Source organism: Streptomyces sp. NPDC050535 (assembly GCF_044457665.1).
GTDB lineage: Bacteria > Actinomycetota > Actinomycetes > Streptomycetales > Streptomycetaceae > Streptomyces.
The window spans coordinates 40,646-59,029 of record NZ_JBITHE010000016.1; the positions used below are offsets into that span (position 1 = coordinate 40,646).

The window sequence follows — 18,384 nt, forward strand, 5'->3', positions numbered from 1 at the left end:
TCCAGGCAGACGAGGCGGAGGAGTCGGGCGGATGGTGCGGGCGAGGCCGACGATGCGGGAGCTGATCAGGGACCGCGGGCGCCGCGGCTTCGTCGGCCGCGGCGCGGAACGCGCCGCCTTCCGCGAGAACCTGGACCTCCCCCCGGAGGACGAACGGCACCGCTTCCTGTTCCACGTACACGGGAACGCGGGGGTCGGAAAGACCTTTCTCGTAAGGGAGTTGGAGCAGATCGCGCGCGAGCGCGATGCGCTGACCGCGTACGTCGACGAGAGCGTGGGCAGTGTGCCCGAGGCGATGGCGGCCATCAGCGACCGCTTCGCCCGGCAGGGGCACCGGTTCAAGGAACTCGACCGGCTGCTCGCCACCCATCGCGAGCGCCGGCACGAGGCCGAGTCCACCGTCGTGGAGACGCTTGGCCCCGAGCCGTCGGCCGCGAGCATGACCGCCGCCCGCGCGAGCCTCGTCGGGCTCGGACTCGTGCCAGGCGTCGGCGCGCTCGCCGGAGCCGTCGATCCGGCACAACTCGCCCAGGGAGCCGACCGGTTGCGTGCCGGGCTGAGTGCCCGCTTCCGCAACCAGGAGGACGTGCAGCTCGTGCTGTCACCCGAGCGCGTCCTGACGCCCGTGCTGCTCACCGAGCTCGCCGACGTCGCCGCCCAGGTCCCCTGGCTCGTCCTGTTCCTCGACACGTACGAGCGGACCGGGTCCTTTCTGGACGGCTGGCTCTACGACGTGATGACCACGGACCGGCACGGCGGCTCGCTGCCGGCCAACGCCGTGGTCGTGACAGCGGGCCGGCAGGCCTTCGACACCACCCGCTGGGGCGGCTTCGCCGACTTCATGGCGGACCTTCCGCTGGGGCCGTTCACGGACGCGGAGGCCCGGGGGCTGCTCGCCGACAAGGGCGTGGTCGCCGAGCCGGTCGTCGAGGAGGTGCTGAGGCTCACGGGCGGGCTGCCGGTGCTGGTGTCCACGCTGGCGGAGGCGCGACCGGCCGGCCCGGACGACGTGGGCGACCCCAGCGCCGACGCGGTGGAACACTTTCTGAAGTGGGAGCAGGACCCGGTGCGGCGGGCCGCCGCGCTCGCCTGCGCGCTGCCCCGGCGGCTGGACGCGGACGTCTTCCGGGCCGCCGTGGACTGCCCGGAGGAGGAGTCGGAGGGGCTGTTCGGCTGGCTGCGGGGGCTGCCGTTCGTCAGCGACCGCGGGGACCGGATGCAGTACCACGACGTCGTACGCGCCCCGATGCTCCGGCTCCAGCGGCGGACCTCTCCACGCGGGTGGGCCGAACGGCACACCCGGCTCGCGCGGACGTTCGGCCAGTGGCGGGCCGAGACCGAAGCGCACCTGGACGCCGGGGAGTTGTGGGCGGACGACGGGTGGCGGGAGCTGCGGCTCGCGGAGTCGTACCACCTGCTGTGCGCGGGGGCGCGGGCCGCGCTGCCGGTCGTGCTGCGCGAGGTCGTCGACGCCTGTGACCGAGGAGACGCGCCCGCGCGGCGTTGGGCACGGGCCCTGTGGGAGGCAGGGCAGGACGCGGACGCCGAGACCCTGACACGGTGGGGGCGTGAGCTGTCGGCGGCGTTCGAGGAAGGCGGCCTGGCGGCAGGTCTCCAACTGCTGCTGAACAGGGCCGGGTTCGACGATCCCACCCAGGCGTTCGCCCGCACCGTGCGAGGCGGCGTCCTGCGGCACGCCGGGGCCCACGAGCAGGCGGTGGCGGAGTTCGACCGGGCCATCGCCCTCGATCCCCGGCTGGCACGGGCCTACCGGAGCAGAGCGATGAGCCGTGCCGAGTCGGGCGACTACCCGGCCGGGATCGGCGACCTGGACCGGGCCATCGCCCTGGCGCCGGACGACGCCCGGTCGTTCTCCATCCGGGGTGAGTACCACCGCGTCCTGGGGGACTACGACGCGGCCGTCAGGGACCTGGACAAGGGGATCGAACTCGACTCGACACGTGACTTCGCCTGGGCGTCCCGTGGCGCCACCCGGCTGAGCCGCGGCGAACTCGACGAGGCCCTGGCGGATCTGGGCCGGGCGCTGGAACTCAAACCGGACTACGCCTGGGCGCTGGCACGCCGGGCCCGGGTGTGGCGCGCCCGCGGGGAGCGCGAACACCAGATGGCCGACCTCGAACGGGCCGCCGATCTGCTCCCCGACTGGGCCTGGGGCCTCTGCGAGCGCGGCGACGCCTTCCGCTCGATGGGCCGCCACACGGAGGCACTCGCCGACTACGACCGGGCGATCGAACTCGACGACGAGTACGCGTCGGCGTACGCGAGCCGGGGTGTCTGCCGCGGCGAGCTGGGCCGGCTCGACGAGGGGCTCGCGGACCTGGACCGGGCGATCGCGCTCCGGCCGCGATACGCCTGGGCGTTGCGGAAGAGGGCGGAGTTCCACCTCCAACGACACGACTACGAGCGGGCGTTGGCCGATACCGACCGGGCCGGACCCCTCCGGGGCGACGACGCGGAGATCCTCGTATGCCGTGCTCGCGCCCTGATCGGTCTGGAACGGTTCGCCGAGGCCCATGCCGATCTGGACCGCGCCGTCGAGCTCACGCGGTCCGCGCCGGTGGCGGACGGGCCCGGTCCCGCTCCGCTGCTGGACCAGGTCGACGCGGTGCGTGCGACCGCTCGGGAACGGGGCCCGCGGTAGCCCCGGCGGCCAGGGCGTGTCGTTCGGATCAGTCCGGGTCAGCGGCGCCTGGCACGGCACCTCGCCGCGTTGTCGCATCCCGAGTACGCCCGGTACGCGGATGACGCTCCGCCTCGCGACGCACCGCACCGGACGCCGCGGCCTGATCCGGGCCGATCCGAACGACACCCCCTGGGAGAACCCCGCCGAACACCTGCCAAAGCTCGCTAACAGTGACCAGTCGGGCGACATTTCGCATACCGTTCCGGCTCTCAACCGACCGTTCCCGTTCGATTACAGTGCAGAGCAGTCGGACGTGCGGACGGTGGCTGGGAGGTCTCGGTGGGTGTGACAGCCGGTGCCGTCTGGGGCCGTGCGGAACAGCAGGACTTCCGCAGCCGGGTGCGGGGAACGCTGCTGGGTACGGCCGTCGGCGACGCGCTCGGGGCGCCGCTGGGCGGGCTCTCGCTTGAGGAGATCCGGGAGGCGTACGGCGCCGAGGGTCTCACCGACCTGGCCTTCGGGCACGGCAGGCGGGGATCGGTCACCCACCTCACCCAGCTCACGCTGTTCACCCTCGACGGCCTGATCCGCGCCCAGGTACGCCGGGACACCGGCGCCTGGCACCCGCCCACCGACCTGCACCGGGCCTACCGCCGCTGGGCCGCGACCCAGAGCGACTGGGGCCCCGACGAACGCCGCAAGGACGACGGCTGGCTGGCCCGCGAGGAGTGGCTGTACGCCCGCCGCGACCCCGCCCGCTCCTGCCTGCTCGGCCTCGGCGACGAGACGATGGGCACGCTGGAAGCGCCCAAGAACCCGGGCGAGCCCGGCCCCGAGGCCGCCGCCCGCTCCGCGCCCTTCGGGCTGCTCGTCGGCTGGGAGCCGCAGCTCGTGATGCAGCTCGCCGTCGAGTGCGCCGCGCAGACCCACGGACACGTCACGGCGTACCTGTCGGCGGGCGCGTACGCCGTCATCGTGCACGGGCTGGCCCGCGGCGAGAACCTCGACGGGGCCGTGCAGCGCGCCCTGGGGATGCTCGCCGCGCGGCCCGGGCACCAGCCGGTCACGGAGGCCCTCCAGCACGCGCTGGGCGCCGTACGGCAGGGCATGCCCACGCCGTCCCGGGTCGAGGAACTCGCGGGGGACGGGGCGGGCGAGGGACTGCTCGCCGTCGCCGTGTACTGCGCCCTGGTCGGCGAGGACATCCGGCACGGGCTGTGCCTCGCGGTGAACCACGGTGGGCCCTCGGGCGCGGCGGGCGCTCTCACCGGAGGGCTGCTCGGTGCCCTGCACGGCGAAACGGCCCTCCCGCCGGCCTGGCTGGCCGAACTGGAGGGCCGTCCCACGATGCTCGTCCTGGCGGACGACTTCGCGATGGAGATGACGCAGGGGCCGGCGCTGCACGGGCCCGGCGGGTCCTCTCCCGGGTGGCTCACCCGCTATCCGCGGGCGTGAGGACGTTCCCCGGGGGCCGATGACTGAGGGCTGGGGGCGGAGGGTTTTCGCCCCCTCCGCCCCTGCCCGTCCCGTACTTGGGGGCTGCGCCCCCGGACCCCCGCGGTCGGCCTGGACGGCCTCGTCCTCAAACGCCGGACGGGCTGGTCGTGTCCGCCTGCTTCGGGATGGCCGCCGCCGCCGAACCGGAGCCACCGTCATCGCTGTTGATCTTCGCGATGAGCTCGTCCCGCTCCGGGGTGTCCTCCGGCTTCACGTATCCGATCAGGATGTAGAGCACGAGCGAGACCGCCAGCGGGATCGACACCTGGTACTGCAACGGCACACCGCCGTCGACGTTCCAGTTGATCGGGTAGTTGACCAGCCAGAAGGTGACCAGGCCGACGCCCCAGCTGATCAGGGCGGCCGTGGGACCGCTCTTGCGGAACCAGGGCAGCAGGCCCAGCATCAGCGGGATCGCGATCGGGCCCATCAGCCCGGCGACCCACTTGATGACCACCGTGATGATGTCGCCGAAGAAGTCGGAGTTGACCTGCGTCGCGATGGACATCGAAAGGCCGAGGAAGAGCAGCGTGCTCAGGCGCGCGGCCAGCAGCCCGGCCCGGGTGTCCCACTCGCGCGCCTTCTTCGACACGGCGGGCATGATGTCGCGCGTGACGACGGCGGAGATCGCGTTGGCGTCGGAGGAGCACATCGCCATCGTGTGGGAGAAGAAGCCGACGATGACCAGCCCCAACAGCCCGTGCGGCAGCAGCTTCTCGGCCATCAGCGCGTACGAGTCCGCCGGCACGTCCGTCTTGATGATCAGCGGCGCGACCCACATGGGGAAGAACAGCACCAGCGGCCAGATCAGCCAGAGCGAGGCGGACAGCACACCCGAACGGGTCGCGGACTTCGCGGAGTCGGTGGCCATGTAGCGCTGGGCCTGGTTCCACATGCCGCCGTTGTACTCGAAGGTCTTGATGAAGAGGTAGGCGATCAGGAAGACCATCAGGTACGGGCCGGCCAGCGGCTTGGTGTGGCCGTCCAGCGCGGGGGCGTCCCAGACGTTCCAGAGCTGGCTGAAGCCGCCGAGTTCGGCGAGGACCGCGACGAGCATCGCGATACCGGCGATGAACTGGATGACGAACTGGCCGAGTTCGGTGAGCGCGTCGGCCCAGAGTCCGCCCACCGTGCAGTAGACGGCCGTCACCGCGCCGGTGATGAGGATGCCCATGTTCAGCGAGACGCCCGTGAACACGGAGAGCAGGGTCGCGATGGCGGCCCACTTCGCGCCGACGTCCACGATCTTCAGCAGCACACCGGACCAGGCGAGGGCCTGCTGGGTGGGCAGGTTGTAACGGTTCTTCAGGTACTCGAGCGGCGAGGCCACGTGCAGCCGTGAGCGCACCCGGTTGAGCCGGGGGGCGAAGGTCTTCGCGCCGATCGCGATGCCGATGGCGATCGGGAAGGACCAGGTGACGTACGAGGTGACGCCGTAGGTGTAGGCGATCGCCGCGTACCCGGTGAACATCACCGCGCTGTAGCCGGACATGTGGTGGGAGATGCCGGACAGCCACCACGGCATCTTCCCTCCGGCCGTGAAGAAGTCGCTGACGTCGTCCACCCGCTTGTGGGACCAGAATCCGATCGCGACCATCACACCGAAGTAACCGATGAGCACGGCCCAGTCGAGACTGTTCATATGCCCCCTCCCGGGGTCCGCCTTGTGAACTGCGATGACATGCACGGCACTTCGCCGACGCAGCCCGAGGAGGCCGCGAAGTGCCCGCTCATCGTGAGTTCGGTGACATGGCGGCGACAACAGCCCGTATGGTCAAGAGGGAGTAAAAATGTTCTGGTTGTTGACCTCGGTTCACATGGATGGACAGCTGAGGGGTGTCACATCGGCGGCTACCGCATCAATTCGCCCGCGTTCACCAGCAGCGACTGTCCGGTGATCGCCCGGGCCCGGTCGGACGCGAGGAACACCGCGGCATCCGCGACGTCCCCGTCCGTGGCCAGCTCGGGCAGCGCCATCCGCTCGGTGAGCCGCGCCAGCACGTCCGCCTCCGGTACGCCCTCGGTGTGCGCGGTGAACTGGACGTACGCCTGGACCGGCGGGCCCCACATCCAGCCCGGCAGCACGGTGTTGACGCGTATCCGGTGCGGGCCGAGCTCCCTGGCGAGCGAGTACATCGCACTCGTCAGCGCGCCCTTGGAGGCCGCGTAGGCCGCCTGCCACACCTGTGAGGGCGCGGCCACCGCCGACTGCGTACCGACGATGACCACCGAGCCGCCACCCGCCTTCAGCGCGGGCAGGCAGGCACGGGTCATCCGCAGCGTCCCCAGCAGGTTGACGTCGATGATCGACTGCCAGGTGGCGAAGTCGGCGTCCTGGAGACCGCCGAAGTAGCTGTCCCAGGCGGCCACATGGACCACACCGTCGATCCGCCCGAACCGCTCCACCGCGAGCGCGGCCAGGTCCTCGCACTGCCCCTCGTCCGTGATGTCGGTGGCCCGGTAGGCCGTGTGCGCGGCGTCCGGGTCGAGTTCGGCCGCGCACTTGGCGAGATTCGCCTCCGTGCGCGCCCCGAGCACCGCGTTGCCGCCGTCCCGCACCACGGCCGCCGCGACCTGATGGCCGAGCCCGGCCCCGACCCCCGACACGACGATGGTCCTGCCCGCGAGCAGTGCTGACATCGGAGGCCTCCCCGGCTATGGCACATTTCCTGACGGGGCGTCAGAGTATGGGCGTCCAACGGAGGAAGGAAGGGGAGCGACGTGAGCGAGGAGACCCGCGGCGAGGTGTACGCGGAACTGGCGGCCGTCGGACCGTACGGCGTCCGCCCGGGCCACGCCCTGATCACCATGGTCGAACCGCACCCGGGCCATGAGTACGCGTACAACCGCTGGTACGAGGACGATCACTACTACGCCGGCGCGATGGCGATGCCCTGGATGTACGCGGGCCGCCGCTGGGTCGCCACCCGCGACCTCCAACTCCTGCGCCGACCGGAGAAGTCGGCGGTCGCCCAGCCCGTCACGGCCGGCTGCTACCTCTCCACGTACTGGGTGACCGAGGGCCGCTACGACGACCACATGAAGTGGACCGTCGGCATCAACAAGCGGCTCAACCGCGACGGGCGCGTCTACCAGGACCGCACCCACGTGTTCACGGCGTTCCAGGACCACGAGGCCACCGTCTACCGGGACGGAGCCGCGGGCCCCCGGGACTTCCACGCCCTGGACCACCCGTACGCGGGCCTGGTGCTCGAGGTCATCGACGCCGAATCACCCGAGCAGCGGGCCGAGTTGCTGGAGTGGCTGCGCTCCCGGCACCTCCCCAAGCGCCTCGCCGGCTCCCCGTCTGCCCTGGTCACGATCTTCCGCCCGACCCCGCTCCCCGGCGACCGGATGACGTACGTCAAGCAGGTCGAGGGTGTGGACACGCGCCTCACGCTGCTGTGGTTCCTCGAGGCGGACCCGCCGGACTGCTGGGAGGGGTACTTCACGGGGCTGGACGCGGCGGTCACCGAATCGGGCCTGGGGAAGGTGGAGTTGCTGGCGCCGTTCCTTCCCACCGTCCCGGGGACGGACAAGTACGTGGACCGGCTCCGGTAGCGCGCGGCGGGAAAGGAGCGGGCCGCGGGGAAATGGCCGAGCCCCCTCGGCCAGGACGGCGGACCGGTCGAGAGGGCTCTGTCGGTGGTGCTATGCGGTTGGTCGGTGCGGTTGTGGTCCTGCGGTGGTGAAGGTGGTGTCCGTGCATCAGGCGAGGGCGGAGGACACCCGGCTCACCTCGGTGACGAAGGCGTTCCACGAGTTCGCGGGAAACGCCAGCGTGGGCCCTTCGGGGACCTTGGAGTCCCGGACGGCCATCGCCGCGAGAACGGGGGACTTGACCTCGACGCATGCGCCGTTGCCGGTGGAGTACGAGGACTTGGTCCAGGTGTTCTGGGCGCCTTGCTGGATAGCCATGTTCGCTCCGGTAGCCAGTTGTTGAGTTGCTGTCACCGCACAGCGGATTCCTTCCGGAACCCGCGGTTCGGTTTGCGCCAACGTTGTTGCTCGATGGCGTGATCGACGCTACTCGCCAACATCGGCAGTCGACTGAAGTATTCACTCGACCGGATGGCATATTCCAATGGAGCTTCCGCTCCGGCATGACGAAGGTGTAGAGTCCGGCACCCTCGCGGCGCAGGGTGCCTCTGGAAGCCCTGGGAGCCTCAGCGTGCGTACTCCTTCGCGATGTCCGCGATGAACTGCCGCGACTGCTCCACGTTCAGCGCCTGGGCCCGCAGATGCTCGTACATCACGCTGTACTTCTGGACGTCGTTCGCCTTCTCCAGGTACAGGTCGCTGGTGACGCCCTCGATGTAGACGACGCTGGAGTCCGCCGCGTCGGGGAACTCCAGGATCGCGTACTGCCCGTTCAGGCCCGGGTGCGCGCCCATCTCGAAGGGGATCACCTGCACGGTGACGTGCGGGAGCTGCGACTGCTCCACGAGGTGCTCCAACTGGTCGCGCATCAGCGAGCGGTTGCCGACGACCCGGCGCAGGGCCGACTCGTCGAGGACGGTCCACAGGCGGAGCGGGTTCTCCGGGGCGCAGATACGTTCCTGTCGGCGCAGCCTCACCTGGACACGCTTCTCGATCTCGCCGGTGGCGGTCTCCGGCAGCGCGCCGGCGATCAGGGCCTCCGCGTACGGCCGGGTCTGCAACAGCCCGGGGACGACCTGGGGGTCGTACACGCGCAGGCTGGCGGCGTCCGTCTCCAGTCCGATGTAGACGCTGTACGGGATGTCGCCGAAGGAGTGCCACCAGCCCTGCTGGCGTGAGTCCTTGGCCATCTGCATCAGGGAGTCGACGATGCGGACGTCCTCGACCTCGTACACCCCGCACAGGTCGCGGACGTCGCGCTGGCTGATACTGCGCCGCCCGTTCTCCAGGCGGCTGATCTTCGACTGGGAGACCAGCAGCCGCTCGGCCACCTCTTCGGCCGTCATGCCCTTGAGCTCCCGGAGCCGGCGCAGCTCCTGGCCCAGCCGACGTCGCCGGACAGTGGGATTGACACTAGACGCCACGGGACGTGCACCTCCGGCTGCGAACCTCTACTTTGCGTATCTGCTGTTGAGCAGACTGCCACCAAGGTGCTTTCTACCGCTGGGAAACAGTGGATATGCCCTGCGTAGGCGCCAGTTCGGGGATCTGGCTGGTAAGAGTGGCCCGGGCGGCGGGCGTTCGCGCGACCGAATATGCGGATGAGCGCGCGGTCGGTGTGCGCGGACGTTCCCGCAGGCGTCCGTGTGGACGCCGGTCCGCGGCCCGGAAAACGTCCTTACATGCGGCCGCGCGGGGCGGTGGGGCCGTGTCGTCGTCCGGACGTACGGTCTCATCGCCCCGCGCGAGCCAGCGGCTCCCGAACCGGATCCTGGGGACTGCGGTGCGGCGCTGGTGATGCTGTCGAACGGGTCCTGCGGTCCTGCTGTCGTGCCGTGGGTACTGCGGCTCAGTGGGCCACGGCGCGCGCCATGGAACCGTGGCGCGGTTGCATCGGAACACCGCGGGCGGGCTCCGGTGCGGACCTGACTCCGGCGCTGGCCGGACGGCCTGCCGGTGCCGGGCTGCGGCGTGGCTGTGCGGCCACACCGTTCTGGACGTCCATGACCGCGTGGGCCACGAGGCCGCCCATGGGGTCGTGCCTGATCAGATCCCGTAGCCGGGAGCGGGACGAGCGTCCCTCGTTACCCGGATACAGGTGCTTGCCGAGTCCGACCGCGTGGGCCAGTGCGGCGAGCGCCGCGGTCCGTGGGTCCGGCGGAACGCCGGTGCGGATCGCGCTGTCCAGCCGGGCCTTGATCTCCCGGCTGATCGCCGTGTCCGTCGCTTGGTAGCGAGTCGTCGGCAGCACCCCGCACATCTGGCCGGCCACGGCATGAACCATGCCGCACCTCTCCAGATGCGAGAGATAGGTCTGGCGCAGCCCCAGGCGGGGTCCGCCAATCCAGTTCACTGCGCGTACGGGTGCTCCGCGTCGGCGAAGCAGTTCCAACGCACAGTCCAGTGTCGGATCTCCAGTCGGCCGTGGTACCACCACGGCGATACGATCCCCGTCCGGGGCTATCCGTCCGGCCAGCGCCAGCTCCACTAGCTGTGCTCCGGCCAGACCGAGGTCGAGCGACTGCGGCTGTGCGGTGGTACCCGTGGTCGGGTCCAGCGCCAGCAGAAGAAGCTCTTCCGGAATTGATCTGCGGCTCCTGCCCATCCATGCCTCCCCGCGTGGATGAATGACAGGGTGACCCCTCTCACATTCATCTGTCGAGAGGGCGTGACCGCTTCGTAGTGGAACCAGTAGGTATGTCGTTCTCGTCTACCGCAGAGGACAAGCCCCCACACAGGACACTGGTACATGGTTCGGACAGCGGTGTCCGGGCGGCGGTTCAAGGGTTTAACGGGTTTTTGCGGTTACACGGTTCGGATAGGCGCACCGCGGGCGTGCGCCGCACGGAGGAGGCATCGGTGGCGGGCGAGTCCCCCGGCAGGTCGAAGCAGCACGAGTCGTCGGCGTCGTCGGGAGAACCGACGACGGGAACCGCGGCCGCGGTTCCGGGTCCGGCGCGGGGAGTGGGACCGGCTTCGGCCCCGGTCGACCCGCGCCTGGCGGTGGCCCGGGCGGCGACCGTACGGGTCGATCAGGCCACGGCGGTGTTCTCGACGCGGGAGCTGCGGGGCGGGGCGGACGGCTCCGGCCCCGCTTCCGGTTCCGATGCCGGTTCGCCGGGTCCGGAGCGGGCCGCGGAGGCCGGCCCGGAGGGCTCCGGGGACGGTCCCCCCGGCGACGCGCGACTCCGGGAGGCGGTCGCCGCGTGGGTCGCGGGAGCGGACGACGGCGACGGGGAAGCCGGGGAGTCCCCGAAGAGCGCCCCGGGTACGAAGGCCGGCGCGTCCGTCGCGTCCGGTGAGGTGTCCTCGCGGGGCGCGGACAGCGTCGACGAGGAGCCGGACGCCGGGAGTGATCGCCCCTCCGGGAGCCACGACTCCGCCGCCGCTGATGCGAGCGTCGCCGACGAGGAGCCGGGGGGCGAAACCCGGTCCGAGGCGGATGCCAAGGGTAAGGCTTTTGCCAAAGCGAAGGGTTCTGGCGGAACCGCGGGCACGGCGACGAAGGGTGCCGCCAAGTCTGTTGCGGGCGCCGGCGTCGGCGCGGGTTCCGCGGTTGCGGCCGATACCGAACCTGAGTCCGGAGGCATTGCGGATGCCGAGCCTGCGGACCGTGCCGACACGGATGTGGAGCCTGTCGCCCGTGCTGGGGCTAGCGCCAGTGCCGGTGCGGGGCCGGGTGCTGAGCCTGAGGCGGATGCCGGGTCTGTAGACCGTGCCGACGCGGGTACCGAGCCCGAGGCGGCTGCCCGGCCTGAGCGCGATGCCGGAACGGTCGCCGAGCCTGTGGCCGAAGCCGAAGCCGAAGCCGAAGCCGAGGCGGCTGCCCGCCCTCAGCGCGACGCCGAGCCTGTCGCCCGTGCCAGTGCTGGCGCGGGTACTGAGGCGGATGTCGAGCCCGGCTCCGGTGCCGGCACGGACGTGCAGCCTGTAGGCGGCGACGGCGACGGCGACGGCACAGGCATCGCCGCTGAGCCCGACGCGGTCGCCGACGCCAAGCCCACGGCGGACGCCGAGCCCCGCGATGCCGCTGCCAAGGCGGACAGCGCATCCGTGCGCGGCGCGGACGCGGAACCCGCCGCCGAGCGCGACTCAGCCGAAGCCTCCGCCGAGCCCGAGGCCGAGCCCGAGGACAAGGTCGAGGACAAGCGCCCCAGCCCGAAGGGCACCCCAAGCGACGCCGCCCCGCAGGACGCTCCCCAGGACGCCCCAAAGCCCCCCTCGGATGAGCCCTCACCCGCCAAGCCCTCCACCTCGGCCCCCACCCCCAAGCACCCCCCCGTAGACCAGCCCACCGCCGTCTTCAAAGCCCCACGCCCCCCGGCCCCGGCCCCCGCCCCGGCCGTGGACCAACCCACCACCATGCTCAAGCTGGGCGGCACGAAAACACCGACCCCCAGCCCAGTCACCCCCGCCGAACGCACCAGCAAGTTCGTCGCCCTCAAGCCCCTCGACGTACCCGGTGAGGAGAAGGCGAAGGACGCCCCGGTGGCAGCCGGAGGCACCGCCGCGCTTCCTCAGGTGGGCCCCGAGCGCACCACCCAGCAGCCCCTGCCGCCCAAGCCGCCGCTGGACCTGCTGGCGGAGCTGACGAACACGCCGCCGCCCCGGCAGACGCCGGTGCGGACGATCGTGCGGCGGGTCAAGATCTGGACACCGCTGGTCGTGCTGCTCGCGGTGATCTTCGCGGTCGCGCAGGCCGTACGCCCGCTCCCGGCGGCGGCGCTCGCGCTCACCGCCGACTCGACCTACACGTTCGAGGGCGGCACCATCGACCTGCCCTGGCCGGGTCAGGGCCAGTCGGCGATCGAGGTCGAGGGCGTCGGCAGCCTCGGCACCGACGGCAAGCAGACGGCCACGCCCATCGCGAGCGTCGCGAAGATCATGACGGCGTACGTGATCCTCCAGGAGCACCCGCTGAAGGGGAACGAGGGCGGCGAGAAGATCACCGTCGACCAGCAGGCCGAGGACGAGTCGAAGAACGTGGACGAGTCGACGGCGGCCATGACGAAGGGGCAGCAGTTCACGGAGCGGCAGATGCTCCAGCTGCTGATGATCCCGTCGGGGAACAACGCGGCGCGGCTGCTGGCCCGCTGGGACTCCGACAACAAGACCTTCGTCGGCAAGATGAACGCCGCCGCCGAGGAGCTCGGCATGACGAACTCGACGTACACGGACCCGAGCGGTCTGGAGAAGACGACGGTGAGCACCGCCACCGACCAGCTCAAGCTGGCCAAGGAGGTCATGCAGGACCCGGTGTTCGCCGGCATCGTCGGGATGGCCAGTGCGAAGATCCCCGGGCTCGACGGCACCATCTACAACAACAACGACCTGCTCGTGAGGCAGGTCGGCGTGACCGGCCTCAAGACGGGTTCGTCGACGCCGGCGGGCGGCAACCTGGTGTGGGCCGCGACCAAGACCGTGAAGGGCAAGACGCAGACCGTCTACGGCGCGGTCCTCGGCCAGAACGCGGGCACGGGCAAGGTCTGGGACAGCCTCCAGCTGGCGCTCACCAACAGCCAGAAGCTGATCGACAAGGTCCAGCAGAGCCTGACGTCGGCGACTGTGGTGAAGAAGGGCGACGTCGTCGGCTACGTGGACGACGAGCTCGGCGGCCGGACCCCCGTCGTCGCCACCAAGGACATGACGGCGGTCGGCTGGCCCGGCCTGAAGACGAAGCTCGCCATCGGCACCGCCGAGGGCGATACGGTTCCGCACTCCGGCAAGACGGGCACGGTCGTCGGCGAGCTGACGGTCGGCGATGGTTCCGACCACGCGGTGACGATCCCCGTCGCCCTCCAGTCGGACCTCGCCGAGCCCGGATTCGGCGCGAAGCTGACCCGCGTCGCCTGAGCGGGCGTACGCCGGGGTGCGCGACGAATGCCGCGAACACCTCGTGAACGCCCTGCGAACGCCCCGCACCCCGCTGATGACGCCCCACCCGGGCGCTCACCGGCGGGGTGCGTGCTAGCGTCGCGAAATCGGGGCTGGTCGCGGGCCACGGGTCCCGGCCGAGACGGAAAACGGGATACCGGGAGTGCCTAGCAGTGGCGACAGCGGAGCCGAAACACGCCGACGACGCCGATCCGGGCAGCCCAGGATCGGCGGGCTCCCGAATACCACTGCCCGCGATCACCCACACCGGCGAACCCGGTTCGGGGGAGAGCGGCGACCCCCGTACGGCCGAGGCCGAACCCCGCACCCCCGACGCCGAATCCCGTACGCGCGACAAGGCGTCCACCCCCCGCGAAACCCCGCTGACCCGTCTCCGCGGGCGTCTCCTCCGGCACCCCATCCTCTTCGTGACAGCCCTGTCCGGCGTACTTCACGTCGTCTGGTTCTTCACGTTCGCGAACAGTGGCGGGGACCTCGCGGCGCAGGACGCGTGGGCGGAGTTCGTGGGGCAGCACCCGGACTCGGCGTACAACCTCGCCTGGTACGGCGGGATGCACCCGGTGTCGTACAGCGTGGTGTCGCCGTATCTGATGTCGGTGCTCGGCGTCCGTACGACGATGATGATCGCGGGGACGATCTCGGCGGGCCTGCTGACGCTGATCCTGATCCGCAGCCGGGCGGTCCGGCAGCCGCTGTGGCCGGCTCTCGCGGGCGTGTTCGCCCTCCTCTGCAACGCGGCCTCGGGCCGGGTGACGTACGGCCTGGGCATGGTGTTCGGCCTCGCCGCGGCGGCGGTCGTCTTCTGCTGGCCCTACCGCTGGCGCTACAAACGCTGGGCGAAGGCTTTGTGCGCCGCGCCGCTCGCCGCGCTCGCCACCGCCTCCTCGCCGGTGGCCGGCCTGTTCGTCGGCCTGGTCGCGGTGGCCCTCTTCCTCCAGAAACGCCGCCCGGGCGCGTACGCCCTCGGGATCGCACCGGCCGTCGTGGTGGCCCTGTCGGCCTGGCTGTTCCCCTTCTCCGGCACCCAGCCGATGGCCGTCGGCTCGGCCTCGCTGCCTTTCGCGTCCGCCGTCGCCGTCTACTTCCTCGTCCCCAAGGAGTGGAAGACGGTACGGATCACATCGGTGGTGTACGGCCTCTCGGTGCTCCTCGTCTGGCTGATCAGCTCCCAGATCGGCTCCAACATCACGCGCCTGGCGATGCTGTTCACGGGCGTCGCGCTGATGGCCGCCCTGCCCTTCACCGTGCCGCGCTCGCGCAAGTGGTACGCCATCGTGCTCGCCTTCGCCGGGTTCACCGGGTGGATCGGCTTCAAGTCGGTCGACGACGTCGTGCACACGACACCGGCGGCGTCCTGGGCGCGCGAACTCGCCCCCCTGGTGAACGAGCTCCAGGTCGTCGACGCCGAGAAGGGCCGGGTGGAGGTCGTCCCCTCCCGCTCCCACCGGGAGGCCTCCGCCCTCGCCCCGTACGTCAACCTCGCCCGCGGCTGGAACCGCCAGGCCGACATGGAGCGCAACCCCCTCTTCTACGACGACACCCTCAACTCCGCGAACTACCACGAGTGGCTTCAGCGCTGGGCCGTGCACTACGTGGTGCTGCCGAAGGGGGAGCTGGACGGCGACGGCGGCGAGCGCGAACGCGAGCTGGTCCAGCGCGGGATGCCGTACCTCAAGCAGATCTGGGGCGACGCCAACTGGCAGCTCTTCACCGTCACCGACCCCGCCCCGCTCGCCGAGCCCAACGCCGTCGTCGACCGGGCGGAACAGGGCGAGATGACCCTCGAGGTGAAGAAGGCGGGCCGGATCCTCATCCGCATCCCGTACTCCCCGTGGCTGAGCATCGTCGACGCCGACGGCAAGAGCCTCGAACCCCCGCGGGAGACCGAGGTCTCCAAGGACCGCGCCGACGGCACCCCGAAGACGTACGACAACATCAACGGCTGCCTGACCCAGGCCGAGGAGAACGCGTCCGGCGACACATGGACGGAACTCCTCGCCCCGGAACCGGGCACCTACCGCCTGGCGGCGCCCTACCAACTCCCACGGGGCACACCGTGCCCGGAAGAGCTGAAGTGAGACCCTTCAGCCCCTCCGGCGCCTGAGGAGCGGGGTCCTGGGAGCGGGGTCTGGGGCGGAGCCCCAGGAACGGGACGGGAAGGGGCGCAGGGGGCGAAAAATCCACCCCACCCCGCCCCGCCCCGGTCGTCACCTCACCGGAAACGCCACATCACACACCGCGTCCCCCGGCCCCGCCGCGTCCCAGTCCGCGAAGTACACCTCCCGACAGGGACCGTCGTACGACAGCCCCTGCCCGGCGACCCACGCCTCGACCGCCTCGAACGCGGCGAGAATCTGCGGATGGGCGACCTGCGCCTTGGTGATCCGCGTGTACGCGAGCCGCCGCGCGGGCTCGACCCGCACACGCGTCTCCCAAGCCCGCCCCTGGGCGGCGGCCCACGCCCGCGCAGCCGCCTCGTCGGCGACGGGCACGCACGACTCGGCGGGCCCGTCACTCTCCTGGGACACCTCGGAGTGGTAGACGACGAACGGCGCCGCGGTCACCCCGCCGCACGCTCGCGCCCCCTCCTCCAGCCGCCCCAGCGACGCCCCGATCCACGCGGGCAACTCGGCGGCGAGGGTGTGCCGCGTCTCCGCCAGCACCACCCGCTCGGGCACCTCGACCGTCTCGACCACGAACTTCCCGTACATCTCGGAGCTCCTTCCCGAAAGCCGTCCACGGAGGAACTCGGCAAGCGTCCGCTGCGAGGCGAACCGCGCCTCCGCGTCCGCCCAGTACGCCGTGAGGAGCGCGGCGGCCGAGGAACCCTCGGCCGCGACGACCTCGGCGATACGCGCGAGGGGCATGTCGAGCTGGCGCAGCAGAGCGACCGTCCGGGCGCGTTCGGCCTGGTCGGCGCGGTAGTAGCGGTAGCCGCTGACCTCGTCGACGTACGCCGGGGCGAGCAGCCCGAGCCGGTCGTACAGCCGTAGCGCCTTGGGCGAGAGCCGCGACCGGGCGGCGAACGCGCCGATCGTGAGCAGGTCCTGGTCCACGAGCCCCATCCTCCGTCACCGGGCGCCTTCCGCCCGGTGACACAGGACGCTGGTCCCTGCCCCAGGGGCAAGGTCAACGGAGCACCTAGCGCTGGACGGCCTTCTCCACCGCGGCGACGACCTCCGCCGACTCCGGCTCGGTCTGCGGCGAGAAGCGGGCCAGCACCGTGCCGTCGCGCCCGATGAGGAACTTCTCGAAGTTCCAGCGGATGTCCCCGCTGTGTCCCTCGGCGTCCTCGGTCCCCACCAGCCGCTCGTAGAGCCCGTGCCGCGCGTCCCCGTTCACGTCGACCTTCTCGGTCAGCGGGAAGGTCACGCCGTACGTCGCCGAGCAGAACTCGGCGATCTCCTCGGAGGTCCCGGGCTCCTGGCCCATGAACTGGTTGCAGGGCACCCCGAGCACGGTGAAGCCCTGCGCGGCGTACCGCTCCTGGAGCCGCTCAAGGCCCGCGTACTGCGGGGTCAGACCGCACTTGGAGGCCACGTTCACGATGAGCACGGCCTTGTCCCGGTACTGCCCGAGGTCAGCGGAACCGCCCTGAAGGGAATCGATCTCGACATCGAGGACAGAGTTGTCAGTAGTCATGGCTCGGAGCCTAACTCCGGTAGGTGAAGGGCTCCCCGTCCGAGCGGTCCCGCTGGGCTGTGACGAGTACCTCGCCGGTGGCCGTCCGCGAGTACAGCACCGACCGTCCCGCCCGCCGCCGCTCCACGAGCCGCGCGTCCAGCAGCACCTTCAGGTGGCGTCCGACGGACCCCAGCCGCTGCCCGGTCACGGCGACGAGCTGGGTGGTGGACAGCGGGGAGTCGAGGAGTACGAGGACGGCGGCGCGGGCCGGTCCGAGCAGCGCGCCCAGGCTCGCGGGCACGGCCGCTCCGCCCGGATCGCCGGCCAGCGCGCCCGCGCAGGGGTAGATCACCGCGTACCGGTGGGGCTCCTCCCAGGAGACCCACCCGACGCGCTGCGGAGTGACCGGTACGAAGAAGAGCCGCGCGCCGGAGATCTCGCGGGGCGGGTACTCGTGGGCGTTCACCTGGAGCCGGTTGTCGCCGAGCCACCGCATCCCCGGCCGCAGCGCGCCGAGCGCCGCCGCCCAGCCTCCCTGGCTCAGCTGCGCGGTGCGCGCGACGACATCGGCCTCCAGGACGCGCCGCCGCCGGGCCCAGTACGGGCGTACGGCCTCCTCCCACACGTGGGTGAGGAGGTCCGCGGCGCGTTCCGGGAGGTCGTCGCGGTCCAGGCGGGCGGGGAGCGGGCCGCGCAGCGAGAGCGTGAGGTGGGCGCGCGCGTCGGCGGGGGAGACCGCGCGCACCCGCGCCACCTCGTCCTCGAAGGCGGTCAGGTCCTCGTGCGGGGTGGGCGTGAGGAAGTCCGCGATCCAGTCCCTGCCGAGCCCGGAGCGGATGAGCAGCGCGGTGACGGGGTCGGCGGCCAAGTGCCGCTTGTAGGCGGGGAGATGGGCGCTCAGCCAGGCCTGCTCTCCGGGGTGCGAGGCGGCCGCCGCGTGCAGCATCTTCAGGCTCGCGAAGGTCTCGGCGAGCGGCGACAGCACGAAGCGGCTCCCGGCGAGGGTGTCGGCGTTGACCTGCCACCAGCCCACGCGAACGCCCTCCCCACACCCCTGATGTCCTGATGTTTCGCTCCTGTGCGAAACAATAACGGCCGCCGCACCCCGCACCACAGACTCCGCG

General features: G+C 71.3%; 13 protein-coding genes. 5 read left to right on the plus strand and 8 right to left on the minus strand.

What is annotated here, in order from left to right; translation table 11 throughout:
* The first annotated feature begins 31 nt into the window (after positions 1–31).
* Together ACIBLC_RS29705 and ACIBLC_RS29710 are read left to right on the plus strand one after the other, a co-directional pair.
* Entirely contained in the window at positions 32–2,662 is a 2,631-nt protein-coding gene (locus ACIBLC_RS29705) for a tetratricopeptide repeat protein (RefSeq protein ID WP_399214372.1), read from the plus strand.
* Positions 2,663–2,983: 321 nt separating this feature from the next.
* Positions 2,984–4,099 (plus strand): ADP-ribosylglycohydrolase family protein, encoded by a 1,116-nt coding sequence (locus ACIBLC_RS29710; RefSeq protein ID WP_399214373.1) that lies wholly within the window; start codon positions 2,984–2,986, stop codon positions 4,097–4,099.
* Between the two features lie 127 nt (positions 4,100–4,226).
* Here the strand turns inward: ACIBLC_RS29710 and ACIBLC_RS29715 are convergent, their stop codons facing one another.
* Both ACIBLC_RS29715 and ACIBLC_RS29720 read right to left on the minus strand, forming a co-directional pair.
* Entirely contained in the window at positions 4,227–5,783 is a 1,557-nt protein-coding gene (locus ACIBLC_RS29715; RefSeq protein WP_399214374.1) for a sodium:solute symporter family protein, read from the minus strand.
* Positions 5,784–5,992: 209 nt separating this feature from the next.
* Positions 5,993–6,781: an SDR family oxidoreductase gene (locus ACIBLC_RS29720; protein WP_399214376.1), complete on the minus strand. Its 789-nt coding sequence runs from the start codon at positions 6,779–6,781 to the stop codon at positions 5,993–5,995.
* Between the two features lie 81 nt (positions 6,782–6,862).
* Between ACIBLC_RS29720 and ACIBLC_RS29725 the strand changes: the two genes are divergently transcribed.
* The gene (locus ACIBLC_RS29725; protein ID WP_399214377.1) at positions 6,863–7,702 is read left to right on the plus strand and encodes a hypothetical protein; all 840 of its coding nucleotides are present in this window, start codon (positions 6,863–6,865) and stop codon (positions 7,700–7,702) included.
* Between the two features lie 147 nt (positions 7,703–7,849).
* Here the strand turns inward: ACIBLC_RS29725 and ACIBLC_RS29730 are convergent, their stop codons facing one another.
* From ACIBLC_RS29730 to ACIBLC_RS29740, 3 genes are all read right to left on the minus strand, one after another.
* Positions 7,850–8,059: a DUF397 domain-containing protein gene (locus tag ACIBLC_RS29730; protein WP_399214378.1), complete on the minus strand. Its 210-nt coding sequence runs from the start codon at positions 8,057–8,059 to the stop codon at positions 7,850–7,852.
* 248 nt (positions 8,060–8,307) lie between these two features.
* Positions 8,308–9,165, minus strand: coding sequence for a helix-turn-helix domain-containing protein (locus tag ACIBLC_RS29735; RefSeq protein WP_399214379.1), 858 nt, complete (start codon positions 9,163–9,165; stop codon positions 8,308–8,310).
* A 425-nt stretch (positions 9,166–9,590) separates the two neighbouring features.
* A complete protein-coding gene (locus ACIBLC_RS29740) occupies positions 9,591–10,346 on the minus strand; it encodes a GPP34 family phosphoprotein (RefSeq protein ID WP_399214380.1) in 756 nt (251 codons plus the stop codon).
* A gap of 1,181 nt (positions 10,347–11,527) precedes the next feature.
* Here ACIBLC_RS29740 and ACIBLC_RS29745 point away from each other — a divergent pair.
* The gene (locus ACIBLC_RS29745) at positions 11,528–13,594 is read left to right on the plus strand and encodes a serine hydrolase (RefSeq protein WP_399214381.1); all 2,067 of its coding nucleotides are present in this window, start codon (positions 11,528–11,530) and stop codon (positions 13,592–13,594) included.
* A gap of 194 nt (positions 13,595–13,788) precedes the next feature.
* Entirely contained in the window at positions 13,789–15,714 is a 1,926-nt protein-coding gene (locus tag ACIBLC_RS29750) for an MFS transporter (RefSeq protein WP_399214382.1), read from the plus strand.
* A gap of 129 nt (positions 15,715–15,843) precedes the next feature.
* Here the strand turns inward: ACIBLC_RS29750 and ACIBLC_RS29755 are convergent, their stop codons facing one another.
* The 3 genes from ACIBLC_RS29755 to ACIBLC_RS29765 form a co-directional block, all read right to left on the minus strand.
* Positions 15,844–16,701: a MerR family transcriptional regulator gene (locus ACIBLC_RS29755; RefSeq protein WP_399214383.1), complete on the minus strand. Its 858-nt coding sequence runs from the start codon at positions 16,699–16,701 to the stop codon at positions 15,844–15,846.
* Between the two features lie 76 nt (positions 16,702–16,777).
* The gene (locus ACIBLC_RS29760; protein ID WP_399214384.1) at positions 16,778–17,278 is read right to left on the minus strand and encodes a glutathione peroxidase; all 501 of its coding nucleotides are present in this window, start codon (positions 17,276–17,278) and stop codon (positions 16,778–16,780) included.
* Positions 17,279–17,288: 10 nt separating this feature from the next.
* Positions 17,289–18,293: an ArsR family transcriptional regulator gene (locus tag ACIBLC_RS29765; protein ID WP_399214385.1), complete on the minus strand. Its 1,005-nt coding sequence runs from the start codon at positions 18,291–18,293 to the stop codon at positions 17,289–17,291.
* Positions 18,294–18,384 lie beyond the last annotated feature (91 nt).

Bases quoted from the DNA above. Each gene is read 5' to 3' on its own strand.
- ACIBLC_RS29740 (WP_399214380.1), bottom strand. From the start codon at position 10,346: ATGGGCAGGAGCCGCAGATCAATTCCGGAAGAGCTTCTTCTGCTGGCG.
- ACIBLC_RS29720 (WP_399214376.1), bottom strand. From the start codon at position 6,781: ATGTCAGCACTGCTCGCGGGCAGGACCATCGTCGTGTCGGGGGTCGGG.
- ACIBLC_RS29730 (WP_399214378.1), bottom strand. From the start codon at position 8,059: ATGGCTATCCAGCAAGGCGCCCAGAACACCTGGACCAAGTCCTCGTAC.
- ACIBLC_RS29760 (WP_399214384.1), bottom strand. From the start codon at position 17,278: ATGACTACTGACAACTCTGTCCTCGATGTCGAGATCGATTCCCTTCAG.
- ACIBLC_RS29755 (WP_399214383.1), bottom strand. From the start codon at position 16,701: ATGGGGCTCGTGGACCAGGACCTGCTCACGATCGGCGCGTTCGCCGCC.
- ACIBLC_RS29715 (WP_399214374.1), bottom strand. From the start codon at position 5,783: ATGAACAGTCTCGACTGGGCCGTGCTCATCGGTTACTTCGGTGTGATG.
- ACIBLC_RS29705 (WP_399214372.1), top strand. From the start codon at position 32: ATGGTGCGGGCGAGGCCGACGATGCGGGAGCTGATCAGGGACCGCGGG.